Annotated in this window: 14 protein-coding genes and 1 tRNA gene; 14 read left to right on the forward strand and 1 reads right to left on the reverse strand. The window is 38.2% G+C overall.

The window, feature by feature from the left end; translation table 11 throughout:
- Nucleotides 1-25: 25 nt before the first annotated feature.
- The 3 genes from I6F48_RS18080 to I6F48_RS18090 all read left to right on the forward strand — a co-directional run bounded on the left by I6F48_RS18080 (nucleotide 26) and on the right by I6F48_RS18090 (nucleotide 3767).
- Nucleotides 26-101 (forward strand) — tRNA-Glu (locus I6F48_RS18080).
- Nucleotides 102-383: 282 nt separating this feature from the next.
- On the forward strand, nucleotides 384-3251 hold the full coding sequence (locus tag I6F48_RS18085) for a M16 family metallopeptidase (RefSeq protein WP_197119995.1): 2868 nt from the start codon (nucleotides 384-386) through the stop codon (nucleotides 3249-3251).
- A 249-nt stretch (nucleotides 3252-3500) separates the two neighbouring features.
- A complete protein-coding gene (locus I6F48_RS18090) occupies nucleotides 3501-3767 on the forward strand; it encodes a DksA/TraR family C4-type zinc finger protein (RefSeq protein WP_002962957.1) in 267 nt (88 codons plus the stop codon).
- A gap of 55 nt (nucleotides 3768-3822) precedes the next feature.
- Here I6F48_RS18090 and gloA read toward each other — a convergent pair whose 3' ends face one another.
- A complete protein-coding gene (gene gloA, locus I6F48_RS18095; RefSeq protein WP_197119996.1) occupies nucleotides 3823-4224 on the reverse strand; it encodes a lactoylglutathione lyase in 402 nt (133 codons plus the stop codon).
- A gap of 646 nt (nucleotides 4225-4870) precedes the next feature.
- Between gloA and I6F48_RS18100 the strand changes: the two genes are divergently transcribed.
- The 11 genes from I6F48_RS18100 to I6F48_RS18150 all read left to right on the forward strand — a co-directional run bounded on the left by I6F48_RS18100 (nucleotide 4871) and on the right by I6F48_RS18150 (nucleotide 22694).
- Nucleotides 4871-5749, forward strand: coding sequence for an NAD(P)-dependent oxidoreductase (locus tag I6F48_RS18100; RefSeq protein WP_008170302.1), 879 nt, complete (start codon nucleotides 4871-4873; stop codon nucleotides 5747-5749).
- 148 nt (nucleotides 5750-5897) lie between these two features.
- Nucleotides 5898-8156, forward strand: coding sequence for a polysaccharide lyase 6 family protein (locus tag I6F48_RS18105; RefSeq protein ID WP_197119997.1), 2259 nt, complete (start codon nucleotides 5898-5900; stop codon nucleotides 8154-8156).
- Between the two features lie 5 nt (nucleotides 8157-8161).
- Nucleotides 8162-10372: a heparinase II/III domain-containing protein gene (locus I6F48_RS18110; RefSeq protein WP_024591531.1), complete on the forward strand. Its 2211-nt coding sequence runs from the start codon at nucleotides 8162-8164 to the stop codon at nucleotides 10370-10372.
- Nucleotides 10373-10377: 5 nt separating this feature from the next.
- A complete protein-coding gene (locus I6F48_RS18115) occupies nucleotides 10378-10722 on the forward strand; it encodes a cupin domain-containing protein (RefSeq protein ID WP_002962963.1) in 345 nt (114 codons plus the stop codon).
- A 2-nt stretch (nucleotides 10723-10724) separates the two neighbouring features.
- Nucleotides 10725-12032, forward strand: a complete 1308-nt coding sequence (locus I6F48_RS18120) for an MFS transporter (protein WP_007585328.1) — start codon at nucleotides 10725-10727, stop codon at nucleotides 12030-12032.
- Between the two features lie 74 nt (nucleotides 12033-12106).
- Nucleotides 12107-13039: a sugar kinase gene (locus I6F48_RS18125; protein ID WP_197119998.1), complete on the forward strand. Its 933-nt coding sequence runs from the start codon at nucleotides 12107-12109 to the stop codon at nucleotides 13037-13039.
- Nucleotides 13040-13467: 428 nt separating this feature from the next.
- Nucleotides 13468-14085, forward strand: coding sequence for a bifunctional 4-hydroxy-2-oxoglutarate aldolase/2-dehydro-3-deoxy-phosphogluconate aldolase (eda, locus tag I6F48_RS18130; RefSeq protein WP_007585331.1), 618 nt, complete (start codon nucleotides 13468-13470; stop codon nucleotides 14083-14085).
- A 14-nt stretch (nucleotides 14086-14099) separates the two neighbouring features.
- Nucleotides 14100-15182 carry a class II fructose-bisphosphate aldolase gene (fbaA, locus tag I6F48_RS18135; protein ID WP_007585332.1) on the forward strand — a complete coding sequence of 361 codons (1083 nt, stop codon included), beginning with the start codon at nucleotides 14100-14102 and terminating at the stop codon, nucleotides 15180-15182.
- Nucleotides 15179-16141 (forward strand): class 1 fructose-bisphosphatase, encoded by a 963-nt coding sequence (locus tag I6F48_RS18140; protein ID WP_010555334.1) that lies wholly within the window; start codon nucleotides 15179-15181, stop codon nucleotides 16139-16141. Before fbaA ends, I6F48_RS18140 begins: the two co-directional genes overlap by 4 nt.
- Before the next feature lie 462 nt (nucleotides 16142-16603).
- A complete protein-coding gene (locus I6F48_RS18145) occupies nucleotides 16604-19336 on the forward strand; it encodes a poly(beta-D-mannuronate) lyase (RefSeq protein WP_197119999.1) in 2733 nt (910 codons plus the stop codon).
- A gap of 325 nt (nucleotides 19337-19661) precedes the next feature.
- The gene (locus I6F48_RS18150; RefSeq protein ID WP_197120000.1) at nucleotides 19662-22694 is read left to right on the forward strand and encodes a TonB-dependent receptor; all 3033 of its coding nucleotides are present in this window, start codon (nucleotides 19662-19664) and stop codon (nucleotides 22692-22694) included.
- The last annotated feature ends 452 nt before the right edge of the window (nucleotides 22695-23146 follow it).

Genomic DNA, 23146 nt, shown 5'->3' on the forward strand with positions numbered 1-23146 from the left:
AGTTGTCCTAGTGACACATTTATGTGTCCCCATCGTCTAGAGGCCTAGGACACCGCCCTTTCACGGCGGTAACAGGGGTTCGAATCCCCTTGGGGACGCCACTTACTATTTTAAGTATTGTATAAAGCAGTGTTACATAACACTCTATATGCACGATGTTATTAAGAGTATCAATCTCTTAGCTATGTCATTTACTACTTAGATAGGGAAGTGCAGTGTTATTAGAATAAAACCACAAATTAACACCCTCATTTCACACTTCATTTTTATATCAATCTATTTACACTTTGTTACAAAACCAAACCCATAATCGCTCCATATTCCTTGTTGTACTTTTAATTAGTCTTTAAACTCATTGAGTTAATTTAAATATGGACTAAAAAATGAAACTCACAAAAATTGCACTTGCTGTTTTACTTGCATCAGGGTTGGCTGCATGTAATAGCTCAACTCAAGCTGTTGATAAAAATATTGTTACAGAAACATCAATTCCTGGCGTTACACTTATTGAATCAGTGAAATCTAATGCAAGTGAAATCAACATACCGTATAAAAAATATAAACTAGATAACGGTTTAACTGTAATTGTGCATGAAGATCATTCAGATCCCTTAGTACACGTTGATGTAACATACCACGTTGGTTCTGCTCGCGAAGAGTTGGGTAAGTCAGGCTTTGCTCACTTTTTTGAGCATATGATGTTTCAAGGTTCAGAGAATGTTGCTGATGAGGAACATTTTAAAATAATATCTGAAGCAGGCGGTACTTTAAATGGTACAACTAACTCAGATAGAACAAATTATTTTGAAACAGTACCTGTAAATCAATTAGAAAAAATGTTGTGGCTAGAAGCTGATCGAATGGGCTTTTTACTCGATGCTGTAACCCAAGAAAAATTTGAAGTACAACGCGAAACAGTAAAAAATGAGCGCGGCCAACGTGTTGATAATCGCCCTTATGGTCGTTTAGGTGAACGTGTTGCTCAAGCGATGTATCCAGATGGTCATCCATATTCATGGCCAGTAATTGGTTTTATGGACGATCTTAATCGCGTAAATGTAAATGATTTAAAAGCATTCTTTTTAAAGTGGTATGGTCCTAATAATGCAACGCTTACTATTGGTGGCGATATCAACGCTAATGAAATACTGCCATTAGTTACTAAATACTTTGCACCAATTCCAAAAGGCCCTGAAATCCCTACAGTAGAAAAAACAGCTGTAACACTCAATGCTGATAGATATATTTCAATGGAAGATAAGGTACATTTGCCTTTATTAAGTATGAGTTTCCCAACGACTTACGCTCGCTCTGAAGATGAAGCACCTCTTGATATACTTGCTGAAATATTGGGTGGTGGTAATAATTCACTACTATACAAAAACTTAGTTAAAACTCAACTTGCTGTTCAAGCAAGTGCAAATCATCCATGCCAAGAGTTAGCGTGTTCAATTAGTCTTTATGCTTTACCAAATCCTACAGCAGGGAAAACGTTAGCTGATATGGAAAAAATCATTCGTGATTCATTTGTTGAATTTGAAGAGCGTGGCGTTACACAAGATGATTTAGATAAAGTAAAAGCTAAAATAGAATCGGGTGCAATTTTTGGTCTGCAAAGCGTATCAGGAAAAGTCTCTCAACTAGCCGCGTCAGAAACGTTTACAGGTAACCCAAATTCAGCTAAAGATGAGATTGCACGTTATAACAAAGTTACAAAAGCTGATGTTATGCGTGTTTTTAATCAATATATCAAGGGTAAATCTGCCGTTATTATGAGTGTTGTACCAGAAGGGCAAACTCAACTTATAGCTGCTCCAGACAACTTTACGCCTAAATCGCATGATTTTGGAGGTCCATCTACAACTTCAGCTGATGATTTAGTGGCACGGAGAGCTGTTGATACATTTGATCGAAGTGCTCATCCAGAGGCCGGCGCAAATCCTGCTGTTGATGTTCCTACTCTTTGGCAAACTAAGACCGAAAACGGTATTAAAATATTAGGTACTCAAAGTACAGAAACGCCAACTACCGCTATTTTCATTAAAGTTCCGGGTGGATTATATAATGAGCAAGCTAGTAAAGTGGGTTTATCGTCAATGACCGCATCGCTTATGAGTGAGGCTACGCAAAACTACACGACAGAGAAAATGAGTAACGCGCTTGAAAAGTTGGGTAGCCAGGTAAGTATCTACTCAGATAAAACACATACAAATGTGTATGTTTCTAGCTTAACCAAAAATCTAGATGCAACATTAAAGCTTGTAGAAGAAAAGTTATTTAAACCGGCATTTAATGCAGATGACTTTGAGCGTAATAAAAAGCAAATCATTCAAAATATTCAACATTCAATGAAGGATGCTGGGTATTTAGCATCTAATACATATAGTAAATTACTATATGGCAACAATATAGCTGCACTTCCAAGTACTGGAACGCTTAATAGTATAGAGGCTATTACACTTGCTGACGTTAAAGCTTTTTATAACGCAAACTTTAAACCGCAGGGCGCTCAAGTAATTATTGTTTCTGATTTAAAAGAGTCAACAATTGAACCAAAAGTTAAAGCTACACTTACAAATTGGAAAGGTAAATCGAGCTTAGTAGCGGTTGATTTCAGTGAACCTAAAGTAGAAACTAATGTAATTTATTTGGTCGATAAACCAGACGCTCCTCAATCAGAAATTCGTATAGGTAAACGCGATATGGTTGAAGATATTACAGGTGAGTTTTTTAAAGCTAACTTGATGAACTTTGCACTTGGTGGCACGTTTAACAGCCGTATCAATCTAAATTTACGAGAAGATAAAGGCTACACTTACGGTGCTCGCTCTCGTTTTTGGGGTGATAAAACATCAGGTGGCTTTACCGCTTCTGCAGCGGTGAGAGCCGACTCTACTGCAGCGTCTATTACAGAGTTTACTAATGAGCTTAATAACTATGCTCAAAACGGTGTCACTGACGAAGAGCTTATGTTTATGCGTAAGGCTATCAATCAAAAAGATGCGCTTAAATACGAAACGCCTAATGCAAAACTTGGCTTTTTAGCACAAATATTAGAGTTCGATTTAAAACCTAGCTTTGTAAAAGAAAGAAATGAGATTGTTAGCAATATTAGCAAAGAAGAAGTTAACGCCTTAGCTAAAAAGCACTTAAATACTAAAGACATGATTTATTTAGTAGTGGGTGATGCTAAAACACTTCGTCCAGAGCTCGAAAAATTAGGTATGAAGGTTGTTGACTACAGCCTTTAATATTTAAATAAATCATTGGAATTATAAAGCAGCTTTTTTAGCTGCTTTTTTTTGCCTAATTGTAGAGTGTTGAACTTTTTGTGAAGTAGATTACAAGGAGCAACTACAGCATCTTTCCACCAGATATAAAATATAGTTTTATAGCTTAAACCTTCAAAGAACATCACATTCCTAGCTTTTTTATTCAGTACTTATAAAGATTCGATTTGGTAGCATAAATTTAAACATCCAACTTTATTAGGAGGATTTATGGCAAGTGGATGGGCACGAGACGGTGCAATTCAAGATCAAATTGATGCGAGTGTTAATGACGCCGTACAGTATGCAAGAAGCAATTTAATATCTGGCGCAAGTGCAGAGTTATGTGATGAGTGCGATGAGAAAATCCCACAAGCACGAAGGCTCGCGTTACCAGGAGTGCGCTATTGTGTTGCATGCCAAGCTGCAATAGAAGGTAATGGTGCTAGCGCTAAATCGTTTAATAGACGTGGCAGTAAAGACAGTCAGTTGCGTTAAAAGGTGCTAAAAAGCACCTTTTTTAATTTAAACTAGCACCCATAACTTACATAACTTAAAAGTTACTCATGTCATCTTTTTTCTGAATAAGTTCTATTGAATAACCATCAGGGTCTTTTACAAAAGCAATTTCAGTAGTACCGCCTTTTACAGGCCCAGGTTCACGGCTTACATTACCACCGGCTGCTTTAATATCAGCACATGTTTTGTAAATATCATCAAATTCAATGGCTATATGGCCATAAGCATTACCCAGGTCGTAGCTGTCCTCGTCCCAGTTATATGTCAATTCTAGGACTGTCGTGTCCTTCTCATCTCCATACCCAATAAAAGCCAATGTATATCGATACTCGTCATTGTCTGCGCGTCGTAACTCTTTCATACCTAATACTTCAGTATAAAAAGCAATTGATTTGTCTAAATCCGCTACACGCAGCATAGTATGTAATAAACGCATTATTCAGTTCCTTTAGTGATTTTTCAAAGTTCAGTATATTTTTAACTAAGCGCTATTATTAAGCGCATTTTGTGGTTTTTATATGTATTAGCCATATATGTAGGCGTTACGTACAAATCACAACCTCAATACCATTTAGAGTCGGAAGCTGTTCACGTATGGTCTTTATAATTTCACCAATAACATCAATTGTAAATTACCAATTAATGAACCATTTTATTGAATTTTGCATATTTAAATAAAGAACACTCAATTATTGGTCAACCTATTAGTATAAAAAAGTTACTGATTGTTCAACAAAATTTAACCTATGTCTGATTGGGTTTTTCATATCTAACTCTTTGTTTTTGATTGGTATTAAATTTATTTGTATGTAATTTGTAAAAATATGGGATTTACTTGGTTAACTTATTGGTTGACAAAAAAGCTGTATGGTAATACAGTTTTTGCATACCAATTGGTAAGTTGCTTGGTTTGAGTGAATACAATGTATTGGTAATTAATCAGAGTTACGTTTTGCACAGGTTAATTTATAAATAACTCAAGCTTAAAGTTACTCTACAAATTGAAACAAAGACACAGCGTATTTTAGAGTAGATTTTACTTGTTCTTATAAAAGTATGCGCCACATATTTAGGAGTTATTCATGTCAAAACCAGTCATCGGTTTCATCGGCTTAGGCTTAATGGGCGGCAACATGGCCGAAAATTTACAAAACAAAGGCTATGAGCTAATTGTTATGGACCTTAGCAAAGATGCGGTTGCAGCATGTGTCGCTAGAGGCGCAAAAACAGCAAGCACTGCAAAAGAGCTAGCTGAAGGTTCAGATATTGTTATGTTTTGTCTTACAACTTCTGCCGTTGTAGAAAAAATCATTTATGCAGAAGACGGTATCCTAGCGGGTATTAAAGAAGGTGCCGTGTTAGTTGATTTTGGTACTTCTATTCCATCATCTACTAAAAAAATTGGTGCTGATTTAGCAGCTAAAGGCGCAGGCATGATTGATGCTCCTCTTGGTCGTACACCAGCACATGCTAAAGACGGCCTATTAAACATTATGGCTGCAGGCGATATTGCTACATTCAATAAAGTTAAACCAGTACTAGAAGATCAAGGTGAAAACGTTTTCCATCTTGGCGAGCTAGGTGCAGGTCATACAACTAAGCTTATCAACAATTTCATGGGCATGACTACAGTATGTGCTATGTCACAAGCATTTGCAGTTGCAGAGCTTGCTGGTGTTGACCGTCAACAACTTTTCGACATCATGTCGACTGGTCCATCTAATTCACCGTTTATGCAATTTTGTAAAAACTATGCAGTTGATAATGTTAGCGACCTTGGTTTCTCGATTGCTAATGCAAACAAAGATTTAGGCTACTTCCTACAAATGGTAGAAGACCTAGGTACTGAATCAAAAATCGCTGAAGGTTCATCAGCTAACCTACAAGCAGCGTTTGACGCTGGTATGGGTCAAGGTAACGTTCCTGAAATTTTTGATTACTTCAAAAAGCTAGAAAAGTAATACTTCTCGACCTTATTGAGCGCTTTAAGCTTTTGGCTTAAGGCGCTTTAACACACATGACACCAATTGACTAAAGTCTTTGTGCAATGTCAGCTTTTTTAAATTCTGATGAAGCACTACTTTCAGTCACAACGAAAAAGAGTTAACTATGCGTTTGATTAACACAATAAAGCTTAGTCTAGTTCTCATCGGTTGCATATCCACACAAATAGCGGCCAAAGATTATTTTGTAGAAAGTAAACAAGCTTTTAATGATATCGCAGCTAATCTAGTTGCTGGCGACAAAGTAGTACTTAAAAATGGTACTTGGTCTGACTTCGAAATCCTACTTGAAGGTCAAGGTACAAAAAACTCTCCTATTTTATTGACCGCTGAAACTAACGGTAAAGTAATTTTATCGGGTCAATCGAACCTAAGACTTGCAGGTAAATACCTTGAAGCCTCAGGTTTAGTATTTAAAGACGGCTACACACCGAGCTCAGCTGTAATAGAGTTTCGTAAAAATAAAAATGAATTAGCCTACAATTCACGAGTTACTCAAACAGTAATCGATAATTACAGTAATCCAGACAAACGAGAGTCTGATTATTGGGTTGCATTATATGGACAACATAACCGCTTTGATCATAGTCATTTAGTTGGCAAACGAAATAAAGGTGTGACAGTTGCTGTTCGTTTAAACACTCAAGCAAGCCAAGAAAACTATCACCGTATAGACAATAACTATTTTGGCTACCGTCCTACTTTTGGTTCGAACGGTGGTGAAACCCTACGTATTGGCACCAGCCATTACTCATTAACTGATTCGCATACATTGGTAGAAAATAACTATTTTGAACGCACCAATGGTGAAGTAGAAATTGTTTCGGTTAAGTCAGGTAAAAACATCCTTCGTAATAACGTATTTTATGAAGCGCGCGGTACATTAACGTTGCGCCATGGTAACGGTAACCTTATAGAAGAAAATATTTTCATTGGTAATGGTGTTGACCACACAGGTGGTATTCGCGTTATCAATAAAGACCAAATTGTAAGAAATAACTACCTGCAAGGTCTAACAGGGTACCGTTTTGGCAGTGGTTTTACTGTGATGAACGGCGTACCAAATTCATCTATAAATCGTTATCACCAAGTTGAAAATGCGACAATTGAAAACAACACATTTATAAATGTGCGTCATATTCAACTTGCTGCAGGTAGCGATGCTGAGCGTAGCGCTGCACCTAAAGATAGCGTAATGAAAAATAACTTAATCATAAATCAAGATGGTGAACAGCCATTTACAACATTTGATGATGTAAGCGGGCTGGTACTAAGTAACAACATTGCTGATACAAAAGTACTTTCTGAGCTAACGTACGGTGTAAAAAAAGAAAAAATCACGCTTAAAAAAGCAAGTAATGGTCTACTTTACCCAACATCTAAAAGTTTAAATGTAGGTGCAAAGCGCGATTTAAAAGTACTTAAAAAAGAAGATACCGGTGTTAGCTGGTATGCAAAAGTACCTGCTTTAGTTGATTTTGATTCTGGTAAGACACATTCTGTTAAAGCTGATGTAAGTGCATTACTAGACGCTATAGATAATGCAGAGTCGGGTGATATTCTAGAACTAGCGCCTGGCCAGTATGATGTTTCTAAACTGGTTAAAATTGATAAAACGTTGACAATTAAAGCAAAGCAGAACACAAAGTCTAAACTTACTTTTCAACGCTCTACCTTGTTTGAAATACATGATGGCGGCAGCTTAAAACTAGATGGTTTATCTATTTCAGGTGAAAACGCGCCAGATGCAATAGGTAACAGCATTGTTCGTACGCAAAAATGGGGTATGGTTGATAATTACCGCTTTGTAATGACCAACTCAGAGTTAAATGCTTTAGATATTAATCATTCATTCCATTTCTTTATCACTGGTAAAGGTGCAATGGCTGACGAAATTATTGTTACAGGTAATACCTTTAATACAGTAACAGGTGACATTTTACGTTTAAATACTGAAATTGAAGACTTAGGTGTTTATAACGCGGAATACGTTATTGTAAATAATAATACATTTAATGATGTAGAAGGCGGTGTACTTAAGCTTTACCGTGGTGGTACTGATGAAAGTACATTTGGCCCTCATTTTGAAATGACAAATAACACGCTTAATAACGTTGGCCTTGGTAAGCGTAACAAAGAGCAAGCGAGCATTTATGTTCACGGTGTTCAGGTTACTAATATCAAAGATAATAAATTTGTTAAATCTGCTCCTATTGTTGTAGAGCACACAGTAGGCGAGCCTAAAACTGAAATCTCAGGTAATACATTTGATGCAACTAAAGCACCAAGTGTTAAAGAGTTAAGAGTTAAAGGCCCACATACAGCAGTATTAAAAAATAACAACATTTTAAATAAGGCAGGGTAAATACTATGTACTTATTAAAATGCCAAACAGGTTTTAAAATAGCGGCTGTAGCAGCACTTACATTACTTACATCATTGGGTGCGCATGCAGCGCACCCAAACTTAGTAATTACTACTGATGACGTAAGTCATATGCGCCAAGCAATAGGCAGCGAAGGTAAATTTTCTACTGCGTTTGAGCTATTAAAAGCGCAAGTAGACGAACAAATAGCTCAACCAATTGCGGTACCTGTACCAAAAGATGGTGGTGGTGGTTATACACATGAACGCCACAAAAAAAATTATCAGCTTATGTATAACGCAGGCATCATTTATCAATTAAGCCAAGATGATAAATACGCAAACTATGTACGTGATATGTTGCTTGAGTACGCAAAATTATACCCAACGCTTGGTCTGCATCCAAAACGTAAAATGGACTCGCAAAATCCAGGTAAATTTTTTTGGCAAAGCCTAAATGAAGCAATGTGGCTTGTGTACACAATACAAGCTTATGATCTAATTCATGACTCGTTAAATGCCGATAACATTAAAACAATCGAGGATGACTTACTACGTCCTGTTTCGTTGTTCACATCAGTAGGCCAACCCTCTACATTTAATAAAGTACATAACCATGGAACATGGGCAACAGCGGGTGTTGGCATGGCAGGGTATGTATTAGGTGAACCTGAGTGGGTAGAAAAATCATTATACGATTTAGAAAAGTCGGGTAAAGGTGGCTTTATTAAGCAGCTAGAAATGCTGTTTTCACCACAAGGTTACTATAACGAAGGTCCTTACTATCAACGCTTTGCACTATTACCCTTTGTAACGTTTGCTAAAGCGATTGAAAACAACGAACCACAACGAAAAATCTTTGAATATCGCGATGGCATATTATTAAAAGCGATTGATACGACGATTCAACTTAGCTACAACGGTTTGTTTTTCCCAATTAACGATGCAATAAAAAGTAAAGGTATCGATACTATTGAGTTAGTTAATGGTGTAACGGCAGCATATGGCTTAACCAACGATGCGGGTTATTTAGATATTGCTAAGCAACAAGACCAAATAATTCTCTCTGGTGATGGACTAAAAGTAGCTCAAGCACTTGATAACAACATGGCAAAACCTTATTCGTTTAAATCTGTTGCCTTCGGCGATGGTAATGACGGTAAACAAGGTGCTCTAGTTGTAATGAGAACGCAGGTAGGTGGCGATCAAGCTCTACTATTTAAACCTGCTGCACAAGGCTTAGGTCACGGTCATTTTGATAAACTAACATGGCAATTTTACGACCACGGTAATGAAATTGTATCTGATTATGGCGCAGCACGTTTTTTAAATGTAGAAGCTAAATACGGCGGTCGTTATTTACCTGAAAACGAAACTTACGCTAAACACACTGTTGCGCACAATACGGTAGTGGTTGACGAAACAACGCATTTTAATGCAAATGTTGAAGTAGGAAATAGTAATTACCCTACACTTAACTTTTTCGAAACGAATGAATACGGCACGGTTTCAAGCGGCGAAATAAGCACAGCTTATAAAGGCGTTGATCTTGAGCGTACGCTTGCACTTATTAACTTACCTGAACTACAAAGCACAGTTGCACTTGATATATTTGATGTTGCAGCAAATAAAGCGCATCAGCTTGATTTGCCTTTGCATTATAAAGGTCAGCTTATAGATACCAGCTTTGAGCTAAAAGCGAATGCAACACAACTGTCTGCATTAGGTACTAAAAATGGCTACCAGCATCTATGGCTTAAAGCTCAAGCGCAACCTCAAAGTGGTTTAGCTAAAGTAACGTGGTTAAACGAAAATGGTCGCTTTTATACGCAAACGAGTTTGGTTAAAGGTGATGAGTCTTTCTTGTTTACTCAAATAGGCGCAAACGACCCTGATTTTAACTTACGCAACGAAAACGGTTTTATTCGTCGTGTTGAGGGGCAAAAGCATCATAAATTTATATCTGTATTAGAGCCTCACGGTGAATACAATCCAAGTAAAGAATATACGTTAGAAGCTGTTAGTAGAGTTACAAAGCTTGAATATAGTCAGCAGGGCGATTTAACACTTGTTGAACTTGATATTAAAGGCAAGTCATATTTAGTGGCTATTAATAAAGCACCAACCTCAGCTAAAAATACATTCAATTATCAAAATAAAGAGTTCACTTTAAATGGCCGATTAGGCGTTTATATGATGAACAATAATCAGGAGTAAATAGGATGCAAAAGCAAAGCGCAAACTTTTCATTTGGCAACGAGACCGAAATTGAAGATTTAGGAAATGGTCTAAAACGTCAAATGCTAGGTTATAACGAAGAGCTAATGGCTGTTAAAATTTGGTTTGAGAAAGGGGCTATTGGTTATAACCATGCTCACAGACATTCTCAAGTAACGTATGTTGTTGAAGGTGAGTTCCACTTTAACATTGATGGCGTAACTAAAATCTTAAAACCGGGTGATAGCTGCTTAATCCCACCATTTGCTGATCATGGAGCTACCTGCCCAACAGGCGGAATCCTGATTGATACTTTTAGCCCAGCGCGTGAAGACTTTCTTGAGGATTAATTATGCAACTTAAAGGCTTACGTTGGTGGGTTATAGCGCTAATTGCGCTAGCTACCATTATTAACTATATCGACCGTCAAGCACTTAGTGTGCTTTGGCCGGACATCGTTGAAGATTTATTTCCTGATGAATCAGCGCTAGAACGCAAACAAATATACGCTAATATTTCAATTGTGTTTGTATTTGCTTATGCATTTGGTCAAGCCATATTTGGTAAAATATTTGACTGGGTAGGCACACGCTTCGGTTTTGTTTTATCGATAGGTGTTTGGTCTATTGCAACCGTTGCACATGCATTTGCACAAGGTGTGCTTAGCCTTAGTATTTTTCGCGCAATCTTAGGTGTAGCAGAAGCTGGTAACTGGCCGGGCGCAGCTAAAGGTAATGCTGAATGGTTTCCTACTAAAGAGCGTGCCTTAGCACAGGGTATTTTTAACTCTGGCGCTGCTATTGGCGGTATTATTGCTATTCCTTTAATTGCTTATTTAACTATCTACTTTAGCTGGCAAATGGTGTTTGTTTTTGTGGGCGTATTAGGTTTTCTTTGGTTAGTGCCTTGGTTAATTTTGGTTAAAGCGCCGCCTAGCTCTCATCCTTGGCTTACTGCCGAAGAGCGTGAATATATCTTAACAGGTCAAAGACGTGTTGATGATAATGGCGATGTAACAGGCGAAGACGAAGAAGAATATAACCCTTCAACTGCTGAGTTACTTTCTCGTAAGCAAAGCTGGGGTGTAATTATTGCCTCTGCTGCGATTGACCCTATTTGGTGGTTATTTGTTTTTTGGATACCTATTTACCTAAACGAAGTATACGGCATGGATGTTAAGTCTATTGGTATATACGGTTGGGTTCCTTATGTTGGCGCAATGTTTGGCGCATGGTTTGGTGGCTTATTGGCTCAAAACCGACTTAAAGCAGGCTGGAATACAGATAAAACACGTAAGCTAACTATTACGCTGGGTTGTTTAATTATGCTACCTGCGTTACTTGCAATGGCAAATCCAGGTGGACCAACAACTGCGGTACTAATTATGGCTGTTATATTATTTGGTTTTCAAACTGCAATTGGTAACGTGCAAACGCTACCAAGTGATTTACTAGGTAAAAAAGCAGTGGGTACACTGTCAGGTTTCTCTGGTATGGCGGCAAAACTTGGCGCTGTAGGCCTTACATCGCTTGTGCCTATTCTTACTGCTGATGGTAACTATACGCCAGCATTTGTTATTGGTGCTTCTTTAGCCATTATAGCAATGGCAGCTGTTTGGATTTTAATTCCAAAAATAGAACCTCTTAAAAAGCCTCAATAATCTAGATAATAACTGCTATGCCAACATGTTTTGTATAAGCGCATAGCAGTTAACTACATAGGGTAACTTCCAAGATGAAAAATATTTACTTTATCGGTGAATGCATGGTCGAGCTTAGAGCTATGAGCGCAGCCACACTTCACCAATCATTTGCAGGCGATGTTTATAATTCTGCAGTGTATTTAAAACGTTGCTTCCCGCAGGTTACTACCTCGGTTGTTACGGCTTTAGGTCAAGATAATTTAAGTAAAAAAATGCTTGAGCGCTTTGAAAGTGAACAAATAAGTACACAACTCGTATTTGCTCACGATACCAAAGTACCCGGCATGTATTACATAGAAACAGATGAGCATGGTGAGCGTAGCTTTATTTATTGGCGTAATGATTCTGCAGCTAAAAAGGTTGTTGATTTTTTAGATGCTGATGCACTCGAGCAGCTTAGCCAAGGTGATATGTTTTTCTTTTCAGGAATTTCATTAGCAATAATTGAAGAAAGTGCACGCGAGCAATTTTGGAAAGTGGTAAAGCAGCTTAAAGATGCAGGGGTTAAAATAGTTTTTGATCCTAACTACAGAGCGCGTTTGTGGAATAGTGTAGAGGAAACTAAAGAGCAATATCATTTAGCCTTTACGCTTGCAGATATTACCCTTCCAGGCGTTGAAGATTTAACAACACTTTATGACGTACATAGCGTAGAAGCGGTTGTTGAATATTTAAAACCTTACCAAATTGAAGAAATTATTGTTAAAAATGGCCCTGAATCGGTAGTGACCAAAGAGGGCGATACGCTTCAAAGCCACACTATAATACCGGTAACAAACGTTGTAGATACTACCTCTGCAGGCGATGCCTTTAACGGTGTTTACTTAGGTGCTCGTTTATCTGATAAATCAATTTCAAATGCTGTACAACTTGCTGCAAAAGCGGCAGGTGCTGTTATACAACAGCCAGGCGCCATTGCTCCAAAAGATATATTTCAGCTAGCAATGATTGAAGCTGGTATTTGATACCAATTTTATTAAAAACATGATCACCTTAGCGTATTAAATAACTCACTAACTACGTTAAAAATTATTTATATAGAACAACTATGTATCATAATTTTAGCCTTGTTATTGAGCTGTTTTCTTGTCGCTATAATAGATCATTAATTTAATGCAATTGGTATAACAAAATAATTAACCTGAACTCTGGTTAAGAGATTTACTAACATATTGAATCATGGTGATATTTAAAATTATTTTCTCTAGCTAGAGATTTTCAGTGAAAACAAGGCGAATTTACGCGTCAATAGCGGGCCTATTGCAAGTAAATTCAACGCAGTTAGCGCTGAAAATAGCTGCTTGAGATAGATTTATTATCTAGAGTTCAGGTTAATCAAACATTAAAGGCCGCCATACCTCGGCCGCATTACTTTTTATAAAGGAACAACGTTATGACTCGCTTTTCTGAACTTATGTCAGGACAAACACTGCTACCTATAATTCAAGCTGATACGCCAGAGCAAGGTGTTCAAATAGCGAAAGCTATGGCTAACGCTGGCCTTACTTTAGTTGAAGTAGTACTAAGAACAGAGGCTTCTTTAGAAGCATTAAAAGCTATTAAGGCACAAGTGCCAGAGCTAAAAGTCGGTGCGGGTACAGTCATAAATACTGACATTTTAGAGCAAGCACTTGAAGCGGGTTCTGACTTTATTGTAACGCCAGCGGTTTCTCCTGCATTACTTACAGCACTTGCTAAATGTAATGTGCCGGTACTTCCTGGTGTATCAAACACCGGTGATATTTTAATGGCACTTGAATATGGCTTTGAAGAGCAAAAATTATTCCCGGCTTCGCTTGCCGGAGGAGCACCTTTTGTATCAGCTGTGTCGTCAGTATTTAGAGCAGTCAGCTTTTGCCCTACAGGCGGCGTTAGCGAAAGTAACAAAATGGACTATCTTTCTTTAAATAATGTATTCGCCGTTGGCGGTACTTGGATAGCGAAAAAAGAGTGGGTTGAACAAGAAAATTGGCAAGCAATTACTGATTCTTGTATCCAGGCTTTAAAATAGAAAGGATTTCATAAATGAATTATTTAGCCCCAACAATACTGCCAGGCGTAATCGTTGGCGATGAAGTAAGTGCTGTGTATGAACATGCGCGTACTAATCAATATGCGTTGCCAGCGGTAAATGTTGTTAGTACAACATCTATAAATGCAACGCTAGAAGCTGCTAAAAAGAAAAACTCGCCCGTTATTATTCAGCTTTCTAATGGTGGAGCTCAATTTTTTTGTGGTAAAAGCTTATCTTTACCAGAGCAACAATCAGCAGTGCTTGGGGCGGTAAGTGCTGCAAGATATGTACATTCAGTGGCAGCACATTATGAAGTAGCAGTGATGCTTCATACTGATCACGCAGCTAAAAAGCTACTACCTTGGATTGATGGTTTGCTTGATGAAGGTGAAAGACACTTTGAACTGACTGGCAAACCACTGTTTAGCTCGCATATGATTGATTTGTCAGAAGAGCCTTTAGAAGAAAATATCGAAATTTGTGAACGTTACTTAACGCGTATGGCAAAAATAGGGATGACGCTTGAAATTGAGCTTGGCTGCACGGGCGGCGAAGAAGACGGTGTTGATAACTCACACCTAGACAGCTCTTCTTTATACACTCAGCCTGAAGATGTTGCATTTGCTTACGAACGTTTAAGTCGTATTAGCCCTAATTTTATAATTGCAGCGTCTTTTGGCAATGTTCACGGTGTATATAAGCCGGGTAACGTTGTTCTTACACCAACTATTTTAAAAGATTCACAAGCTTACGTATCAGAAAAATTTAATCTACCAAGCAACTCAATTAACTTTGTATTTCATGGTGGTAGTGGTTCTGAGTACGATAAAATTGCAGAGTCTTTAACCTATGGTGTAGTTAAAATGAATATTGATACCGATACGCAATGGGCGTGTTGGACAGGTATTTTAGACTACTACAAAGATAACCAAGCATACCTACAAGAGCAAATTGGTAACCCTGATGGGGATGATAAGCCAAACAAAAAATACTATGACCCTCGCGTATGGTTGCGTCATTCAGAGCAAAGTATGGTTGCAAGACTAGAGCAATGCTTTGACGATCTAAATTGTGTAAATAGGTATAGCGCATGAAAAGACTAAATACAGTATTAAAAGAAGACGGTGTAGATACCGATCTTATTTTACTTATTCGCACAATTTTAGCGACCAGTAAAGAAATTGCTTTTCGAGTAAGCCAAGGTGAATTAGCCGGTGTTTTAGGTTCAACATTGAATGAAAACATCCAAGGTGAAGTTCAAAAAAAGCTAGATGTAATTGCAAACCAACTACTTAAAGACATACTACTTGACGACAGCAGCGTTCGATCAGTTGCATCAGAGGAAGAAGATCATGCGGTAGGTGGCCATCCTGAAGGTAAGTTTATTGTTGCTTTTGACCCACTAGATGGCTCTTCTAATATTGATGTTAATGGGCAAATAGGCACTATATTTACTATTTACTTAGCCCGTGATGATGTTGCCTTCGACAGCGACGAGCAATTTAGTCAGCCTGGTGTAAATCAAGTATGTGCAGGCTATGTGTTATACGGCCCTTCATCATTACTTGTAATGAGCACTGGCGGTCCAACGCGTTGTTATACATTAGATTCAACGCATGGCGGTTATCTACTGACAAATAAGCAGTTAAGTGTGCCAGAGCAGAGTCGTGAATTTGCTGTTAATATGGCTAACTACCGTTATTGGGACGAACCGACACAAGTGTATTTTGATAAATTGCTTTACACCTGTGAAAGCTTTGAAAAAAGCTCAATGCGTTGGAATGCAGCGATGGTAGGCGACGTTCATCGTATTTTATGCCGAGGCGGGTTATTTTTGTATCCGCAAGATAAACGCAGTGGTAACGATAACGGAAAAATAAGACTGCTTTATGAAGCAAACCCGTTAGCGCTTTTAGTTGAAAACGCAGGTGGTAAAGCAACCTCTAGAGGAACGCGTATTTTAGATATTGCGCCAACTAGCTTGCATCAACGTGTGCCTGTTGCTTTGGGCTCAAATGAGCCTGTAGAGTTTTATAATAACGCTATTTTATAAACCAGTACTTAATAAAAAAGGGGCAAGAAAATAGCCCCTTTTTTACCCTTATTTTTCATTCTCTCTGTAAATAATCCTTTTTATACAAACTCACTTCATTTCTTAATTTTCTTATAGTCTTCAAATAAGAATACTTCATATATATTAAATAAATCTGATTTACTTAACCCCATGTAAAACCAATTTTTTACTCTAAGGTTATGTATTTTCGCAGTAATTGTGCATGATTGAATTCAATTTTTGACCTGCGATAACAGTGCAGGGTTAACTTTATGTTTATTTGTTGTTATTTAATTGGGTGGATGTAGTGGAAAAAGTTATTTTATTATGGTTATATTACCAAGTTGGTTAACAATTTATTTGCAATTTAAATGAATTTGGTAATAAACGCATGATTTATTTGGTAACACACACAATAGATAACCAAATATTAAAACCATAAATTTGGAGAATAGAGCCACCATGAAATTAAAACATTTTGCGCTATGCGCTATTGCAGCTGCAATAGTTGGTTGTGACACAAACTCAAACAACAATGACAACAACTTGGGCTCTATTGCTCTTAGTGGAACGGTTACAAGCGGACAAACATTAACAGCTGAAGTTAGTGACCCTGATGGTATCTCAGGTGACGTGACTTACTATTGGTATGCAGATGGTGAGGCAATTACAGGTGCAAATAGCGCTTCGTTTACACTGACTGACGATCAGATAGGGTTACCAATTACAGTTCAAGGGCTTTATACCGATGATGGCGGTATTAATGAATCGCATATTACAGATCCAACCGCAGATGTTGCCGCAATCGCATTCCCTGCAAGTTTAACTATTACGGGCGACGCTCTAGTTGGTTCGCAACTAACAGCCAATGTAGCTGACGAAAATGGCTTTGATGGCGATACAGTAACTTATAAATGGTTTGCTGATGACATAGAGATTGCAGATGAAGCACTTTCAACGCTCACGTTAACAGACGCACAGTTTGGTACAGTTATAACAGTTAGTGCATCTTTTGAAGATAGCCGTGGGTTTAACGAGTCTGTGACTTCAACGGGTACAGAGGTTGTAGCACGAACAAACTCAGAAGGCGAAGTTACAATTAGTGGCACGCCAACCGTTGGTAATATATTAACAGCAGAAGTTGCTGATACCGACGGGGCAACAGGAGATATTACTTACCAATGGCTTGCTGACGCACAAGAGATAGATGGCGCAACACAAAGCACCTTTACAGTTGATGCATCACTTTTAGGTCAAAAGATAAGTGTTCAAGTTGCTTACACAGATGATAATGGATTTATCGAGGATAATACATCAGAGGAAACAATTGCTGTTTCTGCTGTTGCGGTTGACGAAGCCGGTAGCGTCGCCATTATGGGCGTAGCGCCTTATTTGACAAGTGGCGAGTTAACCGCTGAGATAACTGATAACAACGGTGTTGAAGAGGCAAACGTTACTTATACTTGGTCTGCTGATGGCGTTGAAGTAGCCGACAGTAATAGTAAAACATTTACACCTTCTGCTTACGCTGGCTCAATAATGTCGGTAAAAGCTACGTATACAGATAACGATGGTTTTGCGAGTGAGGTTACAAACTCACTTGATACATTAGTTTACACACAATTAGTTAGTAACCCTGAAGCACTCCTTGGTGCTATAAGTGGTGGTTTAGCTGATGGTGATGTTATTGGCTTAAACACCGGTGTTTATGCTGATATGGACGCAATTTTATTAACCAGTGCAGTAACGCTTCGCGCTGTAGAAGGTCAAACTCCTGTACTTAGCGGTGAAGTATGTGTGCATGTAGCTGCTGGAGTAGATGGCGCTGGATTAACAGGGCTTACCTTTAAGAATATAGATACTAAAGCGGGTGCATTTTGTGAAACCGAAGAAGGTGCTGTTATTTACTCAGAAGGGGATAACTTTACTTTTTCGCAAAACACGATGGATGGAGAAGAAGCTACACTCAATAACTCTGAATACCATTGGCTGATGATAAAAGGTCAAAGCGCATTAGTTGAGCGAAATACATTTTCTAATCGAAATGTGGCTGAAAAAGGGTCCGTGATTAAAATATCGTCATCAAGCTCTGATCACGTTATTCAATATAATTTATTTAGCGACAGTAATAACCCAAACTTTGGGCAATCAAGTTTATATTTAATTAATGCAGGTAGTACAACGGGTAGCGGTGCAGCTGATGATGCAAACTTTACTATTCAGTATAACCGCGTAGAAAACTTTGTAACGGGTCGTCGTTTAATTCGAGTACAAACTTCTGGTGCAACCATCAAAGGCAATACAATTGTAAATCCTAATGGGGGTATCTCTTTGGAAGATGGTGGATTTAACAGTGTTACAGACAACATTATTATTCGTACTACAGATATAGCGAGCTCTGATGATCGCCCAGCGGGTATATTAATTACACCACTTGGTCACACCGTAAGTAACAACTACATTGCAGGTATTCGTTCTGGTAATAAAGAAGCGGGCGGTATTGTATTTACAGCTAACCCATTTTCGCAAGATGATGGTGGTGTACCAAATTCAGGTAATCAGGCAGTGCTTGATAGTGCCGGAGACTTTACACTAAATGTAACAAACAATACGGTTTTGAACTCGCAGCAACCTATTGTATTTAGTACAGAAATAGGCTCTAAAGCACCAACAAGTGATTGTGATGAGTTAACCGCAGCGAATGCGCCGGTGCTATACGGCCTAACCAAAAATGCGTTTGTTATCAACTTTAATGGAAATTTAATTGCAAACGGTTTAGGCGATCAAACAGACGAAGATACAATAAACAGCAGTGCTACAACTCAAGGCCTATTTTACCCAAATACACTTGATAGTGACCATGCTTTTGAATATGACTGTGACTTAATTAATCATGATAGTTCGGTGCTAAGTAATAACTTTGGTTATATGGATAGTCGAGTATCAGGCGATGCAAGCGGTGACTGGGTTGAAATTAGAAAACTAAATGGTAATGGCGCATTCGATACTGATGGTGCAATTGACCAAGACCCAGCAACTAATGGCAAAGAAGTACTTGAGTACGTTACAGCAACAAGTACGTTATTAGAAACTGACCCTGCAGGCCTTCAGGCAGAGGCGGGTGCTAAAGGTCTTCATTATATTCAATCATCTGAAGTCGGTGTTGGATCTACATGGAAAATACAAAACGATTAAATAACCAATTAATCAGTTAACTTTTAAAAGCCCCAAATTTGGGGCTTTTTTATTATTTATTAATAATCACCACACTTTTCTCAACCTACATTACCCATTTATAAACTAGTTTAGAGCGGTTTATATTCTAGTAAAAAACCTGCCTGACCTACTGGTAATGCCACTAAGTTAAAATTGGTATACCTTATGGTAATATTAAAACGTCAAATTGGTTGATCATCGTGCTGCGTTTAAGTATATTAACGTCAAAGGTCACATAAAATATACATAAGCATAACAAGCTAACACACTAAAATCACACAACAACAACCAGCGGAGAATTCAAATGTCGTTGAAGTCACGAGATAACAATAATTCTACAACAGGGCAGTTTGCAATGCGCCCAGTTGCAAAATGGGTAAGAACAGCGGTCATCGCAGGTATGGCAAGTTCTTGCGTATTTACAGCAAGCGCACAGGAAGATCAGGGAAAAGCGACAGAAGTTGAAGAAGACGTTGAAATAATTAGTGTTACAGGTACACGTAGAACGATTCAAGACCAAATAGCAATTAAACGTGAAGCAACAACGGTAGTTGATGGCCTGTCATCTGAAGATATTGGTGATTTACCAGCACTGTCTATCGGTGAAGCACTGGAATCAATTACAGGTGCTGCATCTCACCGTGAAAACGGTGGTGCAACAGAAATCACTATTCGTGGTCTTGGTCCATTTTTAAGTGCAACGCATATCAATGGTCGTGAAGCGACTAATGGTAGTGGTGACCGCTCAGTTAACTTTTCGCAGTTTCCGTCTGAACTTGTAAAAAAAGTAGCAATTTATAAAACGCAAGATGCGTCAATGATTGAAGGTGGTGTTGCAGGTGTTATTGCACTTGAAACTATAACTCCACTTGATTTTGGCAAGCAACGTGTATCAGCTGAAGTTAAATTAAACTACAACCCTGATGAAGGTAATGTAGATAACTCACTTCAAAGTGACGCGGGTTACCGTGGCACGTTTAGTTATGTAGACCAGTTTGAATTTGATAACGGCCAAGCCGTTGGTGTGTCTTTTGGTGTACAGCGCCAAGATATTAGCCAACCAGAAGCTGAATACAGAAGCTCTAGCCCATCAGGTTCTTCATTGTGGGCGTGTTTAAACGATCCTAATAATACCAACGAAGGTTTTTATCGCAGCAGCGCAGGTGACTGTGAAGATCAAGTAAGCGGCAGTAAAAATCAAGGTTACGATACAAAAATTGATCCTGATACAGGTAAAGCAGTAAGTGATGGGACTCCTTATGCTTGGACTGGCAGTAGCCGAAGCTACCGTCAAAACGAGACATCAGATGAACGTGATGCAATGTTTTTTGCACTGCAATATCAACCTTCAGCTGATTGGGATGTTAACTTTGATGCACAAATTTCAGATAGAACACAAAAAGAAGCACGCCACGATTTAATCTTTTTACAAAAACGTGCAACACCAGGCGTAACCGGTCCAACACTTGTTACTAATGATGTTGGCGGTATCCTTCATTGGGAAGGCGAAGAGCGAATTGAATCTGCAGGTGAGCAATTTTCTCGTGAAGAAAACTACCAAGGTTACGGCATAAATATAGAACATACAGTTACCGATAGATTAACTGTTGACTTAGATTTAGCGTATTCAAAAACAGAACGCGAAGAACTTCAAATATCTAACCGTGGTAGAACATCAGGTCGTAATTTCTTTTCTTGGGATATGGGCGATGAGATCCCTCATTTCACACTGACAGACTTTGACGTAACAGATATTTCAAACTTTACAGATAGCCTAAGAACACGACTTGACCGTGAAAATGTTCGTGAAAACGAAGTTATCTCAGCGCGACTAGATTTTGACTATACCTTAGATGGCAATGTTTTCACCAGTATTCAAGGTGGTATTAGAACATCTGAAATGACCTTCCTACAGTATGGTGGTAGCCAAGGTAACGGTTCACGAAATGAATACACACTAGACTCTGGTACTGAAGCGCTTGACGTATTACAAGGTTGTCAAATCGATTTCCCTGAATCAGGCTTTTTATCAAGTGTATCTGATGGCGATATCGTAACAAATGTTGATAGTGACGGTAACGTTGTAGATAGCGGTACAGGTTCATCATGGGCTACATACGACAACGTATGTTTCTCACAAGCTGTAGCTGGTTCTAACGCTGATGGTGTGTTTGCTTACCCAGAAGTTGAATATGAAAATGCAGGTACAATCGATGTAACAGAAAAAACAACATCAGTGTACTTAATGGCTAACTACGATACTGAAATGTTTGGTAAATTCATTCGCGGTAACTTTGGTCTTCGTATTGTAGACACAGAAGTAACTTCGATTGGCTTTAGAAATAGCTTTGACGTAGTAACAAGCGACACCGGTGTACTTTCTCTGGTTGAATCTGATAATGGTTCATTGGATAAAATAAAAAGCGGTGGTGACTACACGAAGTATTTACCAAGTTTTAACCTAGTTATTGACTACAGTGAAGATATTTTATTCCGTGCAGGTATATACCGTGGTATGTCACGCGCAGATCCATCTGATTTAGGTTACAGCCGTACATTCCAAGAAGATACAGAAGGTACAGCAACATCAATCAGCGATTTATTAGTGGGTGTAAATGGTTCTGGTAACCCGGACACTCAACCGCTTATGTCGTGGAACTACGATGCTGCGTTTGAATGGTACCCTAACGAAGATTCAATCTTAGCGTTAAGCTTATACTACAAACAGTTCAACGGTGGTTTTCAACAACAAACAGTAATTGAAGATTTTACTGTTGCCGGTGAAACTGTTTCATTACCAATTACTAACTCTGTTACATCAGATGAAGACAGTGAAATATTAGGTCTTGAAGCTTCATTTTCTTACCGCTGGGATAATGGCATCGGTATGAAATTTGGTTACAACTATGCAGACACTGATTTTGAGTTCCAAGATAGCTTATACGGCGATACGTTTGAGACTGACGTAGATGGTAATACTACACAGTTAACTGACGGTATTATTGAGTCGGCTTCAGTACCTGGTTTCTCAAAGCATGTATTTAGCAGTCAGCTATACTACCAAATTGGTGGATTTGATACTGCTGTTATTTACAAATATCGTAGTGAGTATTTCCAACCATATACTACAAATGGTACTCGACTTCGTTATGTTGATGGCGTAGGCGTATGGGAAATGCGCGCATCATACAAAATTGATGAGCACTTTAGAGTTAAAGCAGAAGCAATTAACTTGTTCAGTGCACCTAAATCACAAGACTTCTTTGTTGAAGGTAACCTAGGTGAAGTGAATGACTACGGCCCACGTTTATTCTTAGGCTTAAGCTACAAGCTGTAATAATAGTTAAACATTAGATCACATCAAAAAGGCGGTTTTACCGCCTTTTTTGATCCTCAAATTCTTCAATTTTATATTTTCGATAACATCAACAAACAGTACTTAAAAAACTCACTCCTAAATTACGCTACTTGACTAAAAACAATTAAATTGGTTAACCAATAATGCTGTTTATTCAGCACGCCCAACATCATCGGTTTCTCCTGCCTAAATTATTTCATTTTTAAAACGATAACTATTCTAACCTTTGTTATTGACAGCCCTATTTCTAATAGAATTTAAAAACTATAAATAACATCAACTTAAAATGTAAGTTTTGCTTTTAACTTGAAATTTAGTTAGGTTTTTCTATTTTGGTAATAACATATTGCATAATATTTGATCTAAATTCATTACCAAAAGGTTGACCTTTGTAGGTGTGGGTGTAAATATAAAGTTAAGACTTTGTAATA

The organism is Pseudoalteromonas sp. SWYJ118, from assembly GCF_015864505.1.
Taxonomy (GTDB): domain Bacteria; phylum Pseudomonadota; class Gammaproteobacteria; order Enterobacterales; family Alteromonadaceae; genus Pseudoalteromonas; species Pseudoalteromonas arctica.